Source organism: Streptomyces sp. NPDC006265, assembly GCF_040613555.1.
Taxonomy (GTDB): domain Bacteria; phylum Actinomycetota; class Actinomycetes; order Streptomycetales; family Streptomycetaceae; genus Streptomyces.
On the sequence record NZ_JBEXSH010000001.1, the window covers coordinates 40,223 to 56,768 of the forward strand.

Below are 16,546 nucleotides of genomic sequence, written 5' to 3' on the forward strand. Positions count from 1 at the left end.
CACCGTATGGAGGTCAGTTTATGAGGCGGCGAAGCCTGAGTGTTAGAGGGCGCCACCGAGCACACGTCCGCCGGGCATGATGCGGACGCTCTCCGTTTGCTCCGCCTCGACGGCTGGTGTGTTGCTGAGGGCAACGTCGACCTCGACATCCACGATGCCCTCTTGGTCGTCGTTGACGACAGGGTTGATGGCGGTGATGACGGCGTCGGGCTCCCACCGCGCCATGGCCGTGCGTACCGCGTCGCTGATGATGGCGGGAGCGATCGGATCGCTGGGCCGGAACAGCGCGTCGGAGATGCCGGAACCGAATGCCGGCTCGCCGACGTACTCGCCGGGAACTGTGGCAACCACGGCACGAGTACGTTGGACGAGCATCTTGTCGGGGGCGGTGAGGACGGCCACCCTGCCCATGGCGTCGAGTTGGAAAGGGAGGCGCATCTGGACGGTGCCGGCGCCGGGGTAGCCCGCGACGCTGGTGACGGTCTCAGTGCCAGCCACTGGCTGACGAGTCGCCCCGCTTTCGGCACGACCCTGTGGCCACGTCTGGGCTATGGCCGCCATTACCGCAGTTGCGTAGGCATAGAAGACACCGGTACGTCGGGAGGCGTCGGCGATCGAAGTCAGTGTCAAGTCGGCGCCGAGGTAAAAGCTCTCCCGCAGTCCTCGGCTCAGTTCGAGTTGTACCCCCTGGCTGCGGAGGTTGCGGTTGGCGATGTTTAGCGGGTCGTTGCCGTCGATCGCCTGGGGCGGTGCGGAGACGGTGAAGCCAGCTGCGGTGAGTCGAGCCTCGACTGCGGCCCCGAGTTCGGTGTCGAGGCCCCCGAGGTAGGTCACGGGGTCGCTGCCGCTGGTGCCGTGCCAGGAGACGGTCCACTCCGCAGTTCGCAGGACCTGGAAGACAGTCGGCTCGTCGAAGCGGGTGCTGCGGATGTGCAACGTCGAGTTGCCGCTGCTCATGGTGCCCTGGAATGAGTAGAAGGACGAGTTGGTAGTGGAGGAACAGTAGTCGGCGAGCTGGGTGGTGGGGGGCTCGATCGCGCCGCCGTGGATGGCAAGGTGAGCGCCTCGTGCCCCGGTGACGGCGCGCGAGGAGATGAGGTAGTCCGTGCCGATGGTTTTATGCGCGGCGAGGTCGGCGTAGTTGGAGTATGTGTCGGCCAAGGGACCCCGTCCTTAGGTGATGATGCCGAGGTGTACCCGCGCGTTCACATAGAAGGCGTCTCCCACGTTGCGGGTGAACCCAGCGGGCTTGTCGAAGTGCACAACTCCAGCGGCGTTGACGTAGCCCCAGCCGGTGGCGAAGGTGCCGTCAGCCTTCATCTCCACGACCGGATAACCGACGCGGTAGTTGGGGTTGTAGTAGCCGTCCGGCACCTCGAACGCCGATGCTGAAGCATCAGAGGTGGTGAGCATGACGGCGCCACACAGGTGAAGGTTGCCGTCGGCGTCCCGCCGGTACTGAAGGGGCTGGACTCCTGTGACTCCTCCGAAGGAGGTCGTGGTAGCCCAGCCGGCGGTGAGGGATGGATTTTCCCAGGTGTCGCTGCTGCGGAGTGGGTTGTCCGCCGAGACGGTCAGACCATCGAGAGCGCCATTGGCGAGGTGCGCCCCAGTGATGGCGCCTGTGGCGATTTGAGCCCCCGTAACCAGTCCGGGCTCAGCCGTCCAGTACACCAGTCGTGTCCCGCCGCCATCGAACGCTGCCCAGACCCGCTCCCCAACGGCTGACTGCCTGCTGACGGGCCCCGTGGGGTAGGCCCAGCCGGTGACGGAGTCGCCTGAGACCTGCGGAATGCGCAGACGTACTCGCCCCAGATTCTGCGGGTCCTGGGCATGTGTGATGACGGCAGCGTAAACGTCGCTGCTCGATGCGGTCAGCGCCACGGTCACACCCCTCCTACGTGTTGAGCGCGCCAGCGCCCGTCGATCAGCGAAGTTCCGTCCTGGACCGCGTCGACCACGTTCAACTTGGCGACCAGATCGAGGCCGTCGACTCGGTTGCGCCCCAGTTCGACGTCGGTCCAGTAGACGCTGCTGGCTGGCCGGGTGGGGGCGATGGATATGCGGTGGACCGCCGAGCGGATCATCCAGATACCGCCTTCCGAGGGACCGAGGGCGCCGCCGTCCATCTCCACCTCAGTACCTGTGCGCAGCCGCGCATCCCCGAGGACCGTGGCCTTGGCGTGCACCCACAGAGTGTCCTTGCGCGTCTCCGCGCTCAGGATCTCGGCAGCCTCGGCCTGCGATGCGAACGGCTTACCGGTGCTGTACTGGGTAACTGGTGCGTCCTGGGTGTCGGAGGACACGACGCGAACGAGGGCGCCTGTGGCCCGGTTGAAGGAATATCCCTCCCGACGAGCTCGGACCCCTCCGAGCGGATCGAGTTGACCCGCGGTGGACTCCCAGGTCTTCACTGTGTCAGTGCTGCCCTTGGCGAATAGCAAGGTCGGGCGTTCCTCGCCACTCTCGCGTAGGGAGACGAGGGGATCGGTGAAGGCGACGGTGACGCCGGTCAGGGCGAGTCGGTAGCCAACCTCGTCGGCGAGGTTCCGCAGGAACGTGAAGTCCGAAGTGGCCTGCTGCGGGACGGTGTCGAACAGGCGACTCTCACGCTGGACCTGAGGCCGGAGCCCAGCCCCGCGCACAAGTGTCCGAGCCATGTACGAGGCGGTGGCTGACGACCAGATGCGGTTGGTCTGGGACTGCATCAGCGACGTTGGGCCAACGCAGGTGTAGACGACGGGCACCTGTATGGTCCTGGCGGCTGTCTGGGGTAGCGCGTCGCCATGCACAGACACTGCCGTCACGTACCCGTGGAACACCTTCGTGACCGACGCGTTTCCGTACCGGAGGGCAATAGGTGCGCCCTCTGGCAGAACGCCTGCGGCGTCGAGTGCCCATCCGGATCCGCTTGCGGAGCCGCGCGCGACCTCGTGGATGACGGTTATCTGGGCGACTTCGTGCAGCGCCTCTCCCTGCCTGATGACGGTGTCCGTCACCCACTTCCGCCCCGTCAGGACGGGTGTCTCCAGGGAGAGCAGCGGCTGCTTGCTAGACACTCGGGATCCTAATCCTCGTTCCGGTCGGGACTTCCGTCCAGTCCATGATCTGCGGATTGACGTCCGCTATACGCCACCATTGGGAGGCGTCCCCATAGTTGCGATAAGCCAACAGATCTGCCCGATCACCCTCCGCCCAAGTATAAATTCGCACGGTCACGGAAAGCACGCCTGAGCTTCCTGGGAGAATCACATTACGGGATTTCCCGTCACTTCCGGTAACGATGGCCGTCGCGCTGGAGGTGTGCCGTGAATTCGCCGAAATCATGAGCCCTCCTTGAGCATGAGCTCTACCGCCACAACTACTGCACAGCGCTGTGGAACCATCTGGCTCGTGAAATGTGTGTATTCGATGTTCAGGGTCGATACGTACCCGTAGTACGAAAGTGCCGCATTCGACGTTGGCCCGCCGAAGTAGAACGTGCAGGGGTTCGACTGCATCGGTTGGATCTGCTTAGCGTTCGCGCCCTTTGCTGTGTCGTCGTACACGCCCGTGACGTAGTAGAGCGCGTCCACATCGGCGAGGACACCGCGAGCTTCTGCGCTTTCGGTGGATACACCGCTCTTCCCGAAACCGCCTGTGAGTTCGTACGTACGGTCGTAGAGCAAGCTGAACGAGAGCTGACCGATTCCAGATGTTCCGACGTAGTTTCCGTCTGTCGAGCGCTGGTCCGCGGTGAGCATTGGACTGGCACTGTGACTGATACTGATCGTGGCCGGGTTGAACAGGAAGTCCACGCGGTATCCAGTGCCGGTTGAAGGGCCCACGAGTTGCGTATCGCGCACAATAGCTCCACGCCAATACGTCTGCGCGCCGCGCTGAATTCCCAGCCGCGGAATGGACGTCATGCGGCTGTCGAACTTCGGGTTTCCCTTGACTGCCATCAGACGCCAACCCCCAACTGCTTGATCCTGTTGTCCGCGGCGATGTAGTCGACGACCTTCTTGGCGGCATCGGACGCAGCGCGTTCCGACATCGAACCGTTGACGTTGACCTGAATGGCGCCCTGGGCGAAGGACAGGGAGACCCCGCCTCCAGCGCGAGTACTGCCGGAAGCGACCGAGGCTGCGGCCCCGGCTGGCGAAACGACGTTGACAGAGTCCTTGATGAGCGCCTGGCGGATCGTTTCGGCCTTGGCAGCCGGAATGATCATCTCGCCCTTGTGGACGCGAGCGTCCAGGTCCGCAGGAATCTCCCAGGCACCCGAGGCGTACCAGTGTGGGTTGCGCTTCTGCCACAGTGCCCAAGCCTTGGACGGCTTGCCGTAGTCCGGCCGGCCGGCGATGTAGTCCAAGCCCCACTCGATCTGCGTGGCGGGGTTGGTCCTCCAGTCCTTGCCCTTGGACGCCATCTTCGATCCGGGCAGCGACTGCGGGATGCCATACGCGTCCGACGTCGGGTTGTCTGCCCTTTCGTTCCAGTTCGACTCGTGCTGCCAGAGTTCGTAGAGGGCGTTCCATTCCTTGCCCGTCCAGCCGCGCTTTGCCGCGAGCTTCTTGCCCAGCGCGACGTTGCCCTTGGGGTTCGAGGGCGCGCTGGCTACGGCGGTGGCGCTGTCGGCATTGGCTGACCCCCCTGTGCCGCTGGTGCGCGCTCCCATGGAGTAGCCAGCGCCGCCGGCAAAGGCGGCGGCGAGGGCGTCAACCTCGTTCTGGCTAACGCTGGTACCACTGCCGCCGTGCCAGCCGGCGTTACCGGCACCGGCCTCGTCGTCCGTCTGCTTGGTGTCCGTGTTGTAGCTGGACAAGGCACCCACCGAACTGGCAACGCGGCGGACTTCCTTGATCTCGCCCAGGGTGAAGGAGCGCACGCGCACATCCAGACCGGTGCGCGGTGCCTCGACGAGCTTGCCGCCCCCGATGGCCATCATCACGTGACCCGGCTCGGGGAAGAGCAGGTCGCCCGGCTGAATGTGCTGCCTGTCGACCTCGACGCCGACCTTCATCTGCTGCTGTGAGGTACGCGGAAGATTGATGCCGGCCTGTCGGTAGGCCCAGGAGGTCAGACCGGAGCAGTCGAAGCCGTGCTTGGGGTCTTCAGCGCCCCACACATAGGGGACGCCGACCTGGCCGATCGCGGCCTGAATCGCCTGGGACGCGTTGCCACCGGCAACGTGGCCGGCGGTGGCCGCAGTCGGCTTGTCGCTACCACCGCCTGTGGATCCAGTGCTCGCCGAAGCTCCGCCACCGACGTTGATGGGCAGAAGGCTCTTGCCGAAGTTCCACAGGCTCTTGATCTGGTTTACCGGCTTCTTGGTGGCTGTTGCCCATGCGCCAGACGCGCCAACAACCTGCTTAACACCCGGCAGTTCGAGGACGCTGTTGATGGCCCCCTCGAACTTCTGCACAGCCTTGGTGGCGGTCTCCAAGTTGTGGGCGAACGAGTCGCCCATGACGGCGTCATGCTGCCGCTCCTGAGCCTCGAACGTCTTCCTCGTCTGCCCCAGGCTCTCCGAGACGCCGTACTTGGTGAGCTTCTTTCGGCCTGCGTCACCCTTGCTGCCGGTCTGGGACGCCTGCGCGATGAGCTTGTCGGCCGCACCTGAGGTCATTCCGGAGTTCTTCAAGAGGGTGTTGCGGCCCCTCATGTACTCCTTGAGGTTGTCGATCGTGTCGGCGTCCCAGCCGGACGCCTGCCCGAGCTGGTCGATGTTGTAGTCGAGCGCCTGGCCGCTGGCGGTGGCAGCCGCGAACTTCTTGGCCGAGATCGAAGTCGTCCCGAAAGTGCGCTTCATGACGCTGTCGGCGAGCGTTCCGATGCCGACGGCCTTGCCGCCCGAGCCGATGGTGCGGCCGTAGCCCAGCCGCTGTGCGGCCAGTGAAGCCTGCGGGTTGTAGAGGCTGGAGTACAGCTTGGCGCCAGTCTCAGCGTCCAAGCCGGCGACGTAGGAGGCACCGAAGGCGCTACCGCGGGCGGCGGTCTGGGCTGTTGTGCCGTACGTCAGGCCGAAGTTCTTGTCCAGCAGGAAGTTCGCGTTACTCGCGTCTTCCGTGGACTTCGCGACGACCATGCCGTAGCTGTTGTCGCGGATCTTGTTCTTCCAGCCCCACTTGTCGTAGCCGGAAGGTGCGCCACCAGAGGCGATGGAAGCCCAGTTGGTGTACCGGTCCATCTCCTCCATCTGCGGCTTCATACGGTCGCCGTATTTGACGGCCTGCTGGTAGACGGCGTTGACCGCCCCCTTGCCGAGCTTGGCGGCAGGTGTGTTGTCTGTTGCGTTGCTGCTCTCGTCGGCTGGCACGGTCGCGGAGGGGTTGCCGGAGCCGCCCAGAGTGACGGAACCGCGGTCGTCAAAGGACACGCGGTTGGGGAAGCCGCCCGCCGGGGGTGTGCTGTAGCTCCGCTGCTGCCGTCCCATATTGATGAGCGTGCCGTTGCGCGAGGCGTAGACACCGCTGCCGGCAACCCTGGCGATGGAAAGACCCGTGACGCGGTTGTAGGCCCACATCCTCTGGCCGACGCGTAGACCCCAGGTCGCGTTGTTGGCGATGTCCTGCTGGTGTATCGCATCGTCGAACAGGCTGCCGTAGTAGGCGTCGGCGTTCGCCTGCCGGGCCTGCTGCACCCGTTGAGGTGTCACGCGCGCGAGTAGGGCCGGGTTGATGCCTGGGGCACGGCTCTGCTGACGAGTCTGCCGCGCCGCCGCGCGAGCCTGAGCAGCAGCCTGCGACGCGGACATATTCTGCTGGTATTGCTGGTTCGCCTGCGCGCCGTAGGTGGCTGCGAAGTTCTGCTGTGCGTCGAGGCCCTGCTGGTGCAGCATCTGCTGGCGATCAGCGCGTTGCTGTGCGGAATGCTGCTGCATCTGGGCGCGCATCTTCGCGCGCTGCTGTCGGCCAGCCTCCCGAGCCTGAGCCGCTGCCAGCGTGGCGGACATGTGCTGCGATAGGCCGTAGTCCTGATAGCCCCAGCTCTGAGCGGCTGCCCTCGCCTGCTGGCTGAACATCTCCTGCCGGACCACCCGCGCCGCTGACAGGCTCTGGTTGGCCTCCACCTGTGCCTGGTACCGGGACGCAAGTCGCTCGGCGAGGGGACCTGAGTAAACCCGGCCTGTCGTGGGGTGGGTGAAGGTTCCCCCGGCCGCAGTGACGGTGTTGGCTGGCGGGTGGGAGATCGGGGCCGGGTTGATACGGGCGATCTGGTTCGCCGCCGGGAATGCCTGCGTGGGCATTCCCCGGAATGCCGCCCCTCGGGTGGCCGAGTTGATGGCGCCTTGGAGGGCGCGGTTGAGGGCAGCGACGTTGGCGCCGAGCTTGTCTATGTCGCGCTCGACCTTGTCGGCTGCGCGCTGCATTCCGTTGGTGCCGAGGAGGCGGCCCCCGAAGTTGGGCTCTCCCCGGTTGATCTCGTCTTCAGCCACTGGCAGCCGCCGCCTCCCTTCGTTCCTTGACCCAGACCGCCAGGTCGCGCCAGTACTCGCGCTCCTGGACGGTCAGGTGCTTGATCTCGCTGAGTTGCCACTCGGGGTGGGCGTAGGCGAGCGTCGTGTAGTCAGCCCGCGCAGCTCGGGCGTCAGAAATCGCGAAACAGGTCCGCCACCGAAAGCGGCAGCGGAACCTCCCCACCGCACGCCTCGTGCTCGATCGTGGTTTGCAGCAGGCGGGGGCCGGGCTGGGCTGCGGCGAGTTGCCTGAGGATGCTGCGGAGGTCGCCGATGCCGAGGGACTTGACCAGGTTCGCGCTGCCGGGCGTCACGTTGCCCTGCGTGTCGCGCACCTCGATCAGGCACCGCGACAGGAGGACGGAGTTGTGCTCGGCGTCGGTGGCCTTGGGGTCGGCGAGCATGGCCGCCTGGTCGGCGCCGGTCGGGTATCGGACGATGGCGCAGCCGCCCTTGCGGAGTGGGACCGTTAGCCGGCTGGATGTTGCGGTCTGGGACTTGAGGTCGCCGAGAGAGATGGTCGCCGCGAAGTCGTCGCCGCAGTGGTCACAGACGATCCCGGAGAACTCCATCTCGTCGCCGAACGTTATGCGGCGGATGGCGACGACGAGGGCGTCGCGGTCACCGAGCAGGAGCTGCGGGAGCACGTCGGAGGTGGCCGGCACATCACCGACGCGCACGGTGCCCAGCTCCAGGAGCGTCTCCAGCATCCGCAGAGGATTGGACCGGACGCGGGCCAGCGCCTCCTCGTCGGCACCGGTCAGTTCACGGACCTCAGCTTCGGTGATGATCTGGTCGTCCCGGTACAGGCCGGCGGGGAGGGTCACCAAGCAGTCCGCGGGTACCGGGATGGCCGGCGGCTCCCCGGTGGAGCCGGTGAGAAGAGACTGGACGGCGGCGGTCGCGGCCTCGGTGTCGCCGAGAACGTCGACCTGCCGGCCACCAGCGGGAGAGTCGAAGGTCCAGTCGTACTGCATTTCGGTCATGAGTTGTTTCCTCGTATCGCGGATTACTTGATTTGCGCGTAGCTGTTCGGGCCGTAGGAATCGGCGATCTTGAAGTCCCAGCCCTCGTGCGCGAATGTGAGCTGAGAAACGGCGAATGTATTGCTGCCGGCGTCGAGGTCACCAAAGGCAACCGACGTGGGCCAGGCGTTGTACAGCCGCCAAACCGCCTTCACTGCGGCCTTGTTCTTGGTGACCGGATGGTCGATCAGCATGATGTCGATCGTCGCCCGGAATTCGGTGCCGGTATCGCTGCCGGAGCCGTTGCCCTGCATGACGTCGAAGAGCTGGTACATCCAGTTCACGAGGTTCTGGTCGCCCGGCATCATTCCCTTGGAGAGGGTTACGGGGCTGAAGTCGCTCTGACCCAGTTCTGTTACCTCTCCGGTTTCCCGGAGCGGGCTGGTCATTTCTGCCAGCCTCTGCGATTCTCACCGCAGTTCGGACTCTATCTTCACCCCTGAGGGGTGTCCCGTACATAGTCTCTGAACCTTCCCGTCGGTTTCCCAGGCGGGCTCGGCTGCTGATTTTCCCTACCCTCAGTCTTTTCGAGCCGTCGCACTCGGGCTTTCGCCCCACGCTGTGGCGCTGAGGTCTATCAGGACGTTCCAGCAATTCTCGGGATTTTCACTCACTACTTACGCAGTGAGGGCCCAGTCAATTCGAGGCATCTTCTGAGTGGTCGTGTTCATCCCGCCAGCCCTGTAGGCGATGACGTCCGTGGTCACGGAGAGACCCGAAACGCTCATGAAGCCGAGCTTCGGATAGGCAGCAGAGAGCTTGCCGACCTGGCTGATCTGAACGTGGAACTTGAACGACCTCAATGGGTCGGTCTGTCGCGTGGCCAGGCTCTGGCTCTGCGACACCGTCTTGAGGGTTGCCATTCACTACTCCCGTAGCACGAGGAGTGCCGGGTAGTGCACCGTGTCGGGACCGAGTGGTGATTCAGCGGATTGCGGGCGCCGGACCAAGTTCCGGCCTCGGCTTGCTTATGCGGCCTCGGTCACCGTGGCGCCGCCGTCGTACTGGCTGATGTGGATCGCGATGTACTCGGCCGGCCGTGCCACGGCTACTCCGACGTCGATGTGCACCTCACCGTTGTCGACCGTGGTCGAGGTGTTGTTCGACTCGTCGCAGATCACCTGGAACGCCGCGTCCGGGGTCGCGCTGGCGAACATGCCCGCCTGGGCCTGGGCGGTGAGCTGCTGAGTGATGGTGGCAGCGATGGAATGCCACAGCTCGGGGGTGTTGGGGGCGAAGACAGCGCTGCGGGTGAGATCGACGAGGATCTTGCGGGTGTAGGTGAGCAACCGGCGAACGGCGACGTACCGGTCGGGGTAGCCACTCTTGAGCGTCCGCGCGCCCATGATGCAAAGGCCGGCCTGGGGAATCTGCCTCACGATGTTGATGCCCCAGGCGTTGAGGTTGTCGAGTTGGGCGTTGGTGAAACGCAGCTCGGCGGAGTAGACGCCGCCTATGCGGCTGAGAGTGCCGGCCGCCGATTGGTGCGGTCCGTAGAGAGTGTCCGTCTTGGCGAACTGCCCCAATACGGCGCCGCCGGGCGGCAGGATGCGGGTGGCGCCGGCCGCGACCGAGGCCGGGTCGGCGGAGACCAGCCAAGGACCGTAGACGCCGACATACGAGCTGGACTTCAGCGGCGGCGGGCTGGTGCTGGAGCTGGCGGCCGGGCTGAGCTTGGCGTAGTTGGTGACAGCCGTGGCCGCGTCGAGGGACGGGGTCTGCGGTACGTCCACGACGACGAAGGCGTAGCCGTAGTCCTCTGCCCACGTGATCACGCTGTTGAGGATCGTGGTGTCGGTGATGCCTGGCAGGTTGATGTTGACGATCTCACCGGTCGCCTCAAGCTGCTTGGTGGCGGCGACCAAGTCGGGGGTGGCGGTTCCGTCGATGCCGCCCGTCAGCGGCGTGTTGGTCTGCACGGCCGGGCTGATGGACGCGCTGTAGGCGTCGGCGGCCACGTAGGCGGCGGTGATGAACGCGGATCCGTTGACCGGTGAGTTGATCATCGCGACCAGGTTGCGAGAATCCGCCGGGTCGAGACTGACGTCGTTGTACCGGTCGGCGATGTAGGCGTCGGTGGTGCCGCCGACCTTGACGTGCAGGTTGAAGCGACCGGAGCCGGTGTTGGCGTCGGTGACGCTGATGTAGACCTCGTTGCCGAACGCACCAGCTGCCTTGGCCGTGAGAGTGAGGACTGGCTCGGGAGTGCTCTGGCGGTCGTTGAGCGTGACGGCCGCGGCGATCGAGTCGGACGGGATGGCCCGGCAGATGTACGTCCTCGCCCCGCCGTTGTTGAAGAAGGAGTACACCGCGTAGGGCAGCAGGTCGGTGCCGGTGCCCCAGCCGCCATAGACGAGCTGGAACTGGGACCAGGACGTGATCAGCGTGGGCACGGCCGGACCGAAGTTATGGGCGCCGACGAACGCGGCGATGGCCTCACCGGGATTGGTGGAGACCGGGTTGGCTATTGCATCCAGTGTCTCGTCCACGTAGATGCCGGGGCGCAGGAAAGTCGCCATAGAGAGAAGCTCCTTCAGGGCCTACTGGCCGAGGGGATGAGTAGTGAGTTCGACCGTCTGAACGGGCTGGATTACGCCGATCTCGTCGAGCAACTCCGCGCTCACATGGAGCAGGTAATCGACTTGCCACAGACGCTTTCCCTGCGAGTCGCGACCCTCGTTGAATTCGGGTCCGCCGGCGACTTCGAGACGCCGGACTGTTCCGTCCTGAGGTACTTCCAGGTAGGCCCAGCGCGGGTGTAGATAGTCCCTTGTGGAAAGCATTTGGACGATGTTCGCTGCGTGCCGCTGCTTTCGTGCGTAGACGGTGACCTGGTACTCGAACACGTACGGGATGGGGTCGGTCGCCAGGTAGGAGGAGGCACTGTCGTAGCCTTCAGGTGTGTAGACGAGTTGGACAGTTCCTCGGTGTTCCGCTTGGTGATCAGGTTCGACGCGCGTGCGTTCGATCACGATGAGCGGGAAGGTGGCGGTCGCCAGTTCATTTTCGGGAAGCCGAAAGCGAACGTCGACCGGGAGGCCATCCACAGGGGCGTTTGTGTCGTTGACAACTATGCCCTGTAGCTTCGCTTTGATGGCAGCGTCCTCATTCGCTATCCAGGGCATTGCTGGCCTTCCGATCAATACGTCATGGCTCCTCCGCGATCAGAATGACAGGAATTACGAAAACCTGTTACAGCCCCTGACGCGAGTTCCACACGGCATGAGAATGGGCCAGCCATTTTAAGCGGGCTCTACCAGCAGCCATGCGACGATCGACGTATCGCCAGCCCCGGTGGACTTGACCTGGAAGTTCGTGCCGGGTGTACGGCCCGAGACGTACGAGGAGGCGGGCGTACCGCCAGGCGTCTGAATCGTCAGGAAGATGCGGGTGTTCGCGGTAACCGACCCGTTGACGATGGTCACCGCCGTTGTGCCGTTAAGGGTGACCGTCCCCATCGTCGCGTTGGCGCCTTCTTTGACCCTGACACCCTTTCCAGCCACGTTCGCAATGAGGTGACCGCTCGCCGCCAGGTCTCCGGGCAGCGTCGAGCCGGCGCCGCCGCCGATGTTCCCGAAAACCTGCGAACCCGTTCCGCTGAGATCGAGTGCACCGTACGACCAGGCGCCATCCGTGACGATGGTGTTGAGGCTGATGTTGTTGCGGCCAGAACCGCCGTCTGCCGCCTCACGGACGGCGCCTCGTGACACGCCTGCGGCCGGTGCGGACGTGATGACGTTATCGGTGATGATGTTGTCAGCGGTGCCGTACTCAAGCTGGATGCCGGACGCCTGCCCCGCTGTACCTGCGATGCCCGGCGAGAAGATGGTGTTGCTCGCGACGATGCACCGCTGCGCTGCAAGGAAGATCGCGGTGCCGGCAAGGCCGTCGAAGTTGCAGCCGATGATCTTCGTGGACTTAGCGTCCTGGACCCTGACACCGACCGCGTTGTTGGCTCCGTTCACGAAGTTGCAGTCCGAGATGAACTGCGTACCTGCCTGGTCGAGAATCATCGCCGCGGCAGTCGCTCCGGAACCCCCGGCGCCGCCGAGGTATTCAAAGTCGCAACCCAGAACCTGATTTTCATCGCTGCTGTCCATGTGGATGCCGCGACCGGGGCCGGTTGCAGCCATGGACTGGTCGAACAGACAGCCGATGATCCTGTTGTTGTGACCGAATGCTCCACCGGCCTGCGGTCCGAGATACAGAGCGTCGTCCCGGCAGGCGGTGAAGTGGAGGTACTCGAAGTGGCAGGCAACCGCCCCGGCGCCGTAGATGCCTCCTGAAGCGGCGGTCTGTCCCGTGCAGTTACCGTCGATCGTCAGATCGCGGACGCTGATCCGCGTATCGGCACCGGGGAAAGTGAGGGCGTAGCTGTTCGCCCCGTCCTTGACCTTGAGGGATGACTTCCAGCCTGAGCCGATGATCTGGAGACCTTCACCTGCGGGGATGCTCAGCGTCCCGCCAAGCAGGTATGTGCCCACGGGAATGTAGACGGTCCCCCCGCCCGCCGCCGACGCAGCGTTGATGGCTGCCTGGATGGCTGCCCGGTCATCCGCTGCCCCGTCCCCCTTGGCTCCGTAATCCCGTACGTTGAACCAGCCGAGGGCGGTCAGGGAGCCGCCGGTCCCAACGCTCAGCGTCCCAACACTCAGCGTCCCGCTGACGTCCAAGTCCCCCGTGATATGGGCACCGTTGGATACGGCCAGTGCACCACCGACACCAAGTGTTCCCGGCCCGAGACGTTGAACGGTCACGTCTGCCGCGTCTGCTCCAGAGCCGAAGCCGATCAGTGCGTCAGGAGTGATCGAAAGACGGGCGGTGGCGTCGCTGTCTACCTGGACGGAGAACGCTGGAACGCTCGTGAGCGGTATGGACAGACTGATCGGCCGACCGATCGGGACGTAGCGCGCGTCGGCCTGCTCGACCGTGAGCGTGTCCGTACCGGCCAGAGTGCCGGTGGGCTCGGCGTAAGTGGACAGGCTCTCTTCGACGTAGGCGTCGGGGCGTGCGTAGGCAACCATGGTGCTCCTTGCTGTGCTGTCCCGCTCAGCGCTTGCCGGCCCCTGGCGCGGGGATGTACTGGGCGAAGACGCTGTCCGCAGTCAGCTCGTCAGGCTTGACCTCGACGGCGGTGATGGACACGATCACGTCCTGCCTGCGGATCTGCCCGAGGATGGACATTTGGGTGATGCGGTAGAGCCGGCCGTCGTAGGCGATGCGGTCCCGCAGGTAGCGGTCGTTGTGGATGTCGGCCTGGGTTAGGCCGGCCGTCTGCACCTGGGCGAAGCTGGCGCTGATCTCCAGCGTGTCGACGGTGTAGAAGCCGCGGTCGCCTTCCTGGTCGCCCATCTCGACGTGGGTGGCGTGCAGGCAGGGGACCGACCACGGCCCGTCGTAGGCCAGACCGCCCTCGTCCCCTTCGTCGTAGATGTCGTTGACGGCGGAGCGTGAGTGGCTGAAGCGCCACCAGGCGATGACGTCTCCCGCGTGGCGCTGCCAGGCCCGTAGCCCCTGGTCGATGCGCTCGGTTTCTTCGATGGCGCTGAAGCGACCGCGCTTCCAGTCGGCGCGGCTCACGCGGCCCACCCGTTGTAGGTGGGGTTCGGGATGCCGGACGGGTCAACGTCGTGCTTGTCGATCTGCGGCAGGACGCGCTCGGGGTAGGCGTTGTCGTCGTACTCGCGATCCACGTAGATGGGCACGAACTTTCCGGTGGTACGGGATACCCGGCGCAGGGTGGCCATCTCGATACGGAAGAGGCCGATGTTGAGCTGTCGACACAGTTCCTCGTACCGGTCCGTCATGACCGAGATCTGGTGCAGAACCTGGGTGTAGCGCTGCCCGCGGTTGACGTGAGTGCCTTCGCCCGTGGAGATATCGACGTCGGAGGAGGCGTCGGTAGCGAGCGCCCAGAGCGCGTTGATCACGGCAAGGAGCACCATTGGCAGCTCCTCTACATCCGGCAGGTTCTCCAGCGTCAGGGGCTCGTCTGCGTAACGTATGAAGCCGTGGGCCGAGCGGTAGCGCACGGTCACGTGACGGTTGTGGCAATGCTGGAGGACGGCGTCCCGCAGGTGCTGGGTCAGTTCCTCGTCGGTGAACATGCCGGCGGCCGATCCCTCGACAATCAGCGTTTGGCCCAGTGGGAGGGGGGCGTGCTCGCCGAGAAGGGTGATGCGCCCCTCACGGCCGTCGACCTGGTAGTCGGTGCCGGCGTCCAGGTCGGTGAGGACGGCGCCGTTGAGGAGGCTTGCGCGCGAGAGTGTCACGTTGACCGAGCTGAGGTCGTAGTCGGTCAACTCGCCTGTGCCGGCGAGTACGTCGCGGAAGGCGCTTCCGAAGTCGCCGAGTTCGGACCGCATCCGGGTGAGGATTCGGGTCAGCTCTGCCATGCGTCCAGCCCCACTGCCAAGCCCGAAGTGCTCAGCATCAGGTTCTCGTTCTGCGCTGCGGAAACGGGCTCATCCAGCTGCCAGACCGCGATCACGCCCCCACTCGTACCGGTCGGGACAGTGACCAGAGCTGCGTGAGTCGCCACCGCCCCCATTCCGCCGTTAGCCGTGAAGGGACCGAAGAAGACCGGAGCAGTGTTGCTGACGCCCGAACCTCCGCCGGCTGGGGATGTAGCCAGCGAGAAGGGCAGGGCCTGACGGCTGTAGCCCGTAGCCGTGATCTCCACGGCGGCCATGTCGGCATTCGTCGCCTGCCGCCCCGGATCGCTGGTCAACAGGGCCAGATACATCGACCCTGTGCCGTCCGTGCGGCCACTGGTCAGCCCGGTCAGCCAGGTGCCGCTGGTGTCCGCCTTGGCCTGGGTCGCGAAGGAGTTCAGGAACCCGACCGGCAGGTAGCCAGCCAAGCCCGATAGGCCCTGCTGCTGGTACAGCTTGATCATGTACGCCCTGAGCAGGGTGGTAGACGGCACGAGGGAGGCGCTGGACGAGCACGCCAGGTACTGGAGCGTTGCCCGCGCAGCGAGCTGAGTGAGGTATCCGCCGGGCATCAGGCCACCTTGATCGTCAGAGAGCCGGACTGCGCCAGCAGGGACTCGCCCTGGCTGGCAGTCACCGAGACGTCCAGCGGCCACACGGCCAACACGGCGTAGTCGGTACCCGTCGCAGCCGTCACGAGCGCCATGTGCGTCACGGAACCGCCTGATCCGGTCGGGTCAATGAAGGGCCCGAAGACTGCGCTAGTGGTGAGGCTGACCTGCGCTGGTGTTCCGGACTGCACGACGAACTGTCCGTTGAACTTCGGGGCCGACAAGGACACGGCCTGCCGCTGATAGCCGGCTGCCTGGAGTTCGTTCGGCAAACCGGTAGCGACGTCTCCCGGATCTGACGTGGACAGCGCGAGATACACCGACCCGATCGGGTCGTCCGGCAGCGCTGCCACCGTGGCGCGCACCGCAGCCGAGCCCTGCGCGTCGACCTGGTCCAGGAGATGGAGCAGGTATGCCTTGGGCGCCCATGCGCCTGGTGCGCTCGCGTCTCCGTTGCCCCAGTGCCGCATCTGATGAATCTTCAGAAGCCTGTCGGCCACTGCGTCAGTGCCGGAGGTGCTGTACTCCCCTCCCCCGGTCAGAAACGTCAGAAGGGCATGGGAGGCGTGCCGGGTGAGGTAGCCGCTGGCCATCACGCACCGCCCGCGGGCGACGGATCGTCCGGTGCCTGAGGCTGCTCAGGCGCATCCGGTTCGGCCGGCATACCTGACTGGAGGGTGAACGCGCCGTCGAAGGTGCTGACCGCGATGGCTAGCGTCCGGTCAACAGTCGTACCGGGGAAGGTGACGGTGTCCTGGAAGCTGACGAGGACCACGTCCTCGACGCTGTAGCCGACGCCCGCGGTGCCGGGCGGGACGATCTCAAACGGCGTCACCACGGCGCCCTGTGGGACCGAGCCCACGCCGCTGCCGTAGCCGCCGTCCGCCGTCAGCACGTACGGCTGGCCGAGCTGGATGTCAGACACGAGGTATCTCCTGAAGGGGCGCAGACAAGAAGGGGAGAGGGAGTGCCCCCTCTCCCCCACGGACTCGGAGCTGGCTCAGTGCCAGATCAGCCCCTTCTCCTCCAGGTGGT

At 65.2% G+C, this 16,546-nt stretch carries 16 protein-coding genes and 2 pseudogenes; all 18 read right to left on the reverse strand.

What is annotated here, in order from left to right; translation table 11 throughout:
• Positions 1-42: 42 nt before the first annotated feature.
• The 18 genes and pseudogenes from ABZ281_RS00280 to ABZ281_RS00365 all read right to left on the reverse strand — a co-directional run bounded on the left by ABZ281_RS00280 (position 43) and on the right by ABZ281_RS00365 (position 16,436).
• Positions 43-1,161, reverse strand: coding sequence for a poly-gamma-glutamate hydrolase family protein (locus tag ABZ281_RS00280; RefSeq protein WP_356650540.1), 1,119 nt, complete (start codon positions 1,159-1,161; stop codon positions 43-45).
• A gap of 12 nt (positions 1,162-1,173) precedes the next feature.
• Complete coding sequence (locus ABZ281_RS00285) at positions 1,174-1,890, reverse strand: phage baseplate assembly protein V (RefSeq protein WP_356650542.1); 717 nt, start codon at positions 1,888-1,890, stop codon at positions 1,174-1,176.
• On the reverse strand, positions 1,887-3,059 hold the full coding sequence (locus ABZ281_RS00290) for a hypothetical protein (RefSeq protein WP_356650544.1): 1,173 nt from the start codon (positions 3,057-3,059) through the stop codon (positions 1,887-1,889). Before ABZ281_RS00290 ends, ABZ281_RS00285 begins: the two co-directional genes overlap by 4 nt.
• On the reverse strand, positions 3,052-3,327 hold the full coding sequence (locus ABZ281_RS00295) for a tail protein X (RefSeq protein WP_356650546.1): 276 nt from the start codon (positions 3,325-3,327) through the stop codon (positions 3,052-3,054). The genes ABZ281_RS00290 and ABZ281_RS00295 overlap by 8 nt, the downstream gene beginning before the upstream one ends.
• On the reverse strand, positions 3,324-3,944 hold the full coding sequence (locus tag ABZ281_RS00300; RefSeq protein ID WP_356650548.1) for a hypothetical protein: 621 nt from the start codon (positions 3,942-3,944) through the stop codon (positions 3,324-3,326). The genes ABZ281_RS00295 and ABZ281_RS00300 overlap by 4 nt, the downstream gene beginning before the upstream one ends.
• Positions 3,945-4,291: 347 nt before the next feature.
• Positions 4,292-4,492: pseudogene (locus ABZ281_RS00305) on the reverse strand (lytic transglycosylase domain-containing protein); the annotation flags it as partial.
• Positions 4,493-4,870: 378 nt separating this feature from the next.
• Positions 4,871-7,354: pseudogene (locus tag ABZ281_RS00310) on the reverse strand (C40 family peptidase); the annotation flags it as partial.
• Between the two features lie 218 nt (positions 7,355-7,572).
• Entirely contained in the window at positions 7,573-8,427 is an 855-nt protein-coding gene (locus tag ABZ281_RS00315) for a hypothetical protein (RefSeq protein WP_356650550.1), read from the reverse strand.
• A 23-nt stretch (positions 8,428-8,450) separates the two neighbouring features.
• Positions 8,451-8,855, reverse strand: coding sequence for a phage tail protein (locus ABZ281_RS00320; RefSeq protein ID WP_356650552.1), 405 nt, complete (start codon positions 8,853-8,855; stop codon positions 8,451-8,453).
• Positions 8,856-9,083: 228 nt separating this feature from the next.
• Entirely contained in the window at positions 9,084-9,329 is a 246-nt protein-coding gene (locus tag ABZ281_RS00325) for a phage tail protein (RefSeq protein ID WP_356650554.1), read from the reverse strand.
• A 105-nt stretch (positions 9,330-9,434) separates the two neighbouring features.
• Complete coding sequence (locus tag ABZ281_RS00330; RefSeq protein ID WP_356650556.1) at positions 9,435-10,985, reverse strand: hypothetical protein; 1,551 nt, start codon at positions 10,983-10,985, stop codon at positions 9,435-9,437.
• A gap of 21 nt (positions 10,986-11,006) precedes the next feature.
• Complete coding sequence (locus ABZ281_RS00335) at positions 11,007-11,591, reverse strand: hypothetical protein (protein WP_356650558.1); 585 nt, start codon at positions 11,589-11,591, stop codon at positions 11,007-11,009.
• A gap of 117 nt (positions 11,592-11,708) precedes the next feature.
• Positions 11,709-13,490, reverse strand: coding sequence for a glycosyl hydrolase family 28-related protein (locus tag ABZ281_RS00340; protein WP_356650560.1), 1,782 nt, complete (start codon positions 13,488-13,490; stop codon positions 11,709-11,711).
• Positions 13,491-13,515: 25 nt separating this feature from the next.
• Entirely contained in the window at positions 13,516-14,046 is a 531-nt protein-coding gene (locus ABZ281_RS00345; protein WP_356650562.1) for a hypothetical protein, read from the reverse strand.
• A complete protein-coding gene (locus ABZ281_RS00350) occupies positions 14,043-14,861 on the reverse strand; it encodes a hypothetical protein (protein ID WP_356650564.1) in 819 nt (272 codons plus the stop codon). Before ABZ281_RS00350 ends, ABZ281_RS00345 begins: the two co-directional genes overlap by 4 nt.
• On the reverse strand, positions 14,849-15,364 hold the full coding sequence (locus ABZ281_RS00355; RefSeq protein WP_356650566.1) for a hypothetical protein: 516 nt from the start codon (positions 15,362-15,364) through the stop codon (positions 14,849-14,851). The genes ABZ281_RS00350 and ABZ281_RS00355 overlap by 13 nt, the downstream gene beginning before the upstream one ends.
• Positions 15,365-15,471: 107 nt before the next feature.
• Complete coding sequence (locus ABZ281_RS00360) at positions 15,472-16,104, reverse strand: hypothetical protein (protein WP_356650568.1); 633 nt, start codon at positions 16,102-16,104, stop codon at positions 15,472-15,474.
• On the reverse strand, positions 16,104-16,436 hold the full coding sequence (locus ABZ281_RS00365; protein WP_356650570.1) for a hypothetical protein: 333 nt from the start codon (positions 16,434-16,436) through the stop codon (positions 16,104-16,106). The genes ABZ281_RS00360 and ABZ281_RS00365 overlap by 1 nt, the downstream gene beginning before the upstream one ends.
• Positions 16,437-16,546: the final 110 nt, after the last annotated feature.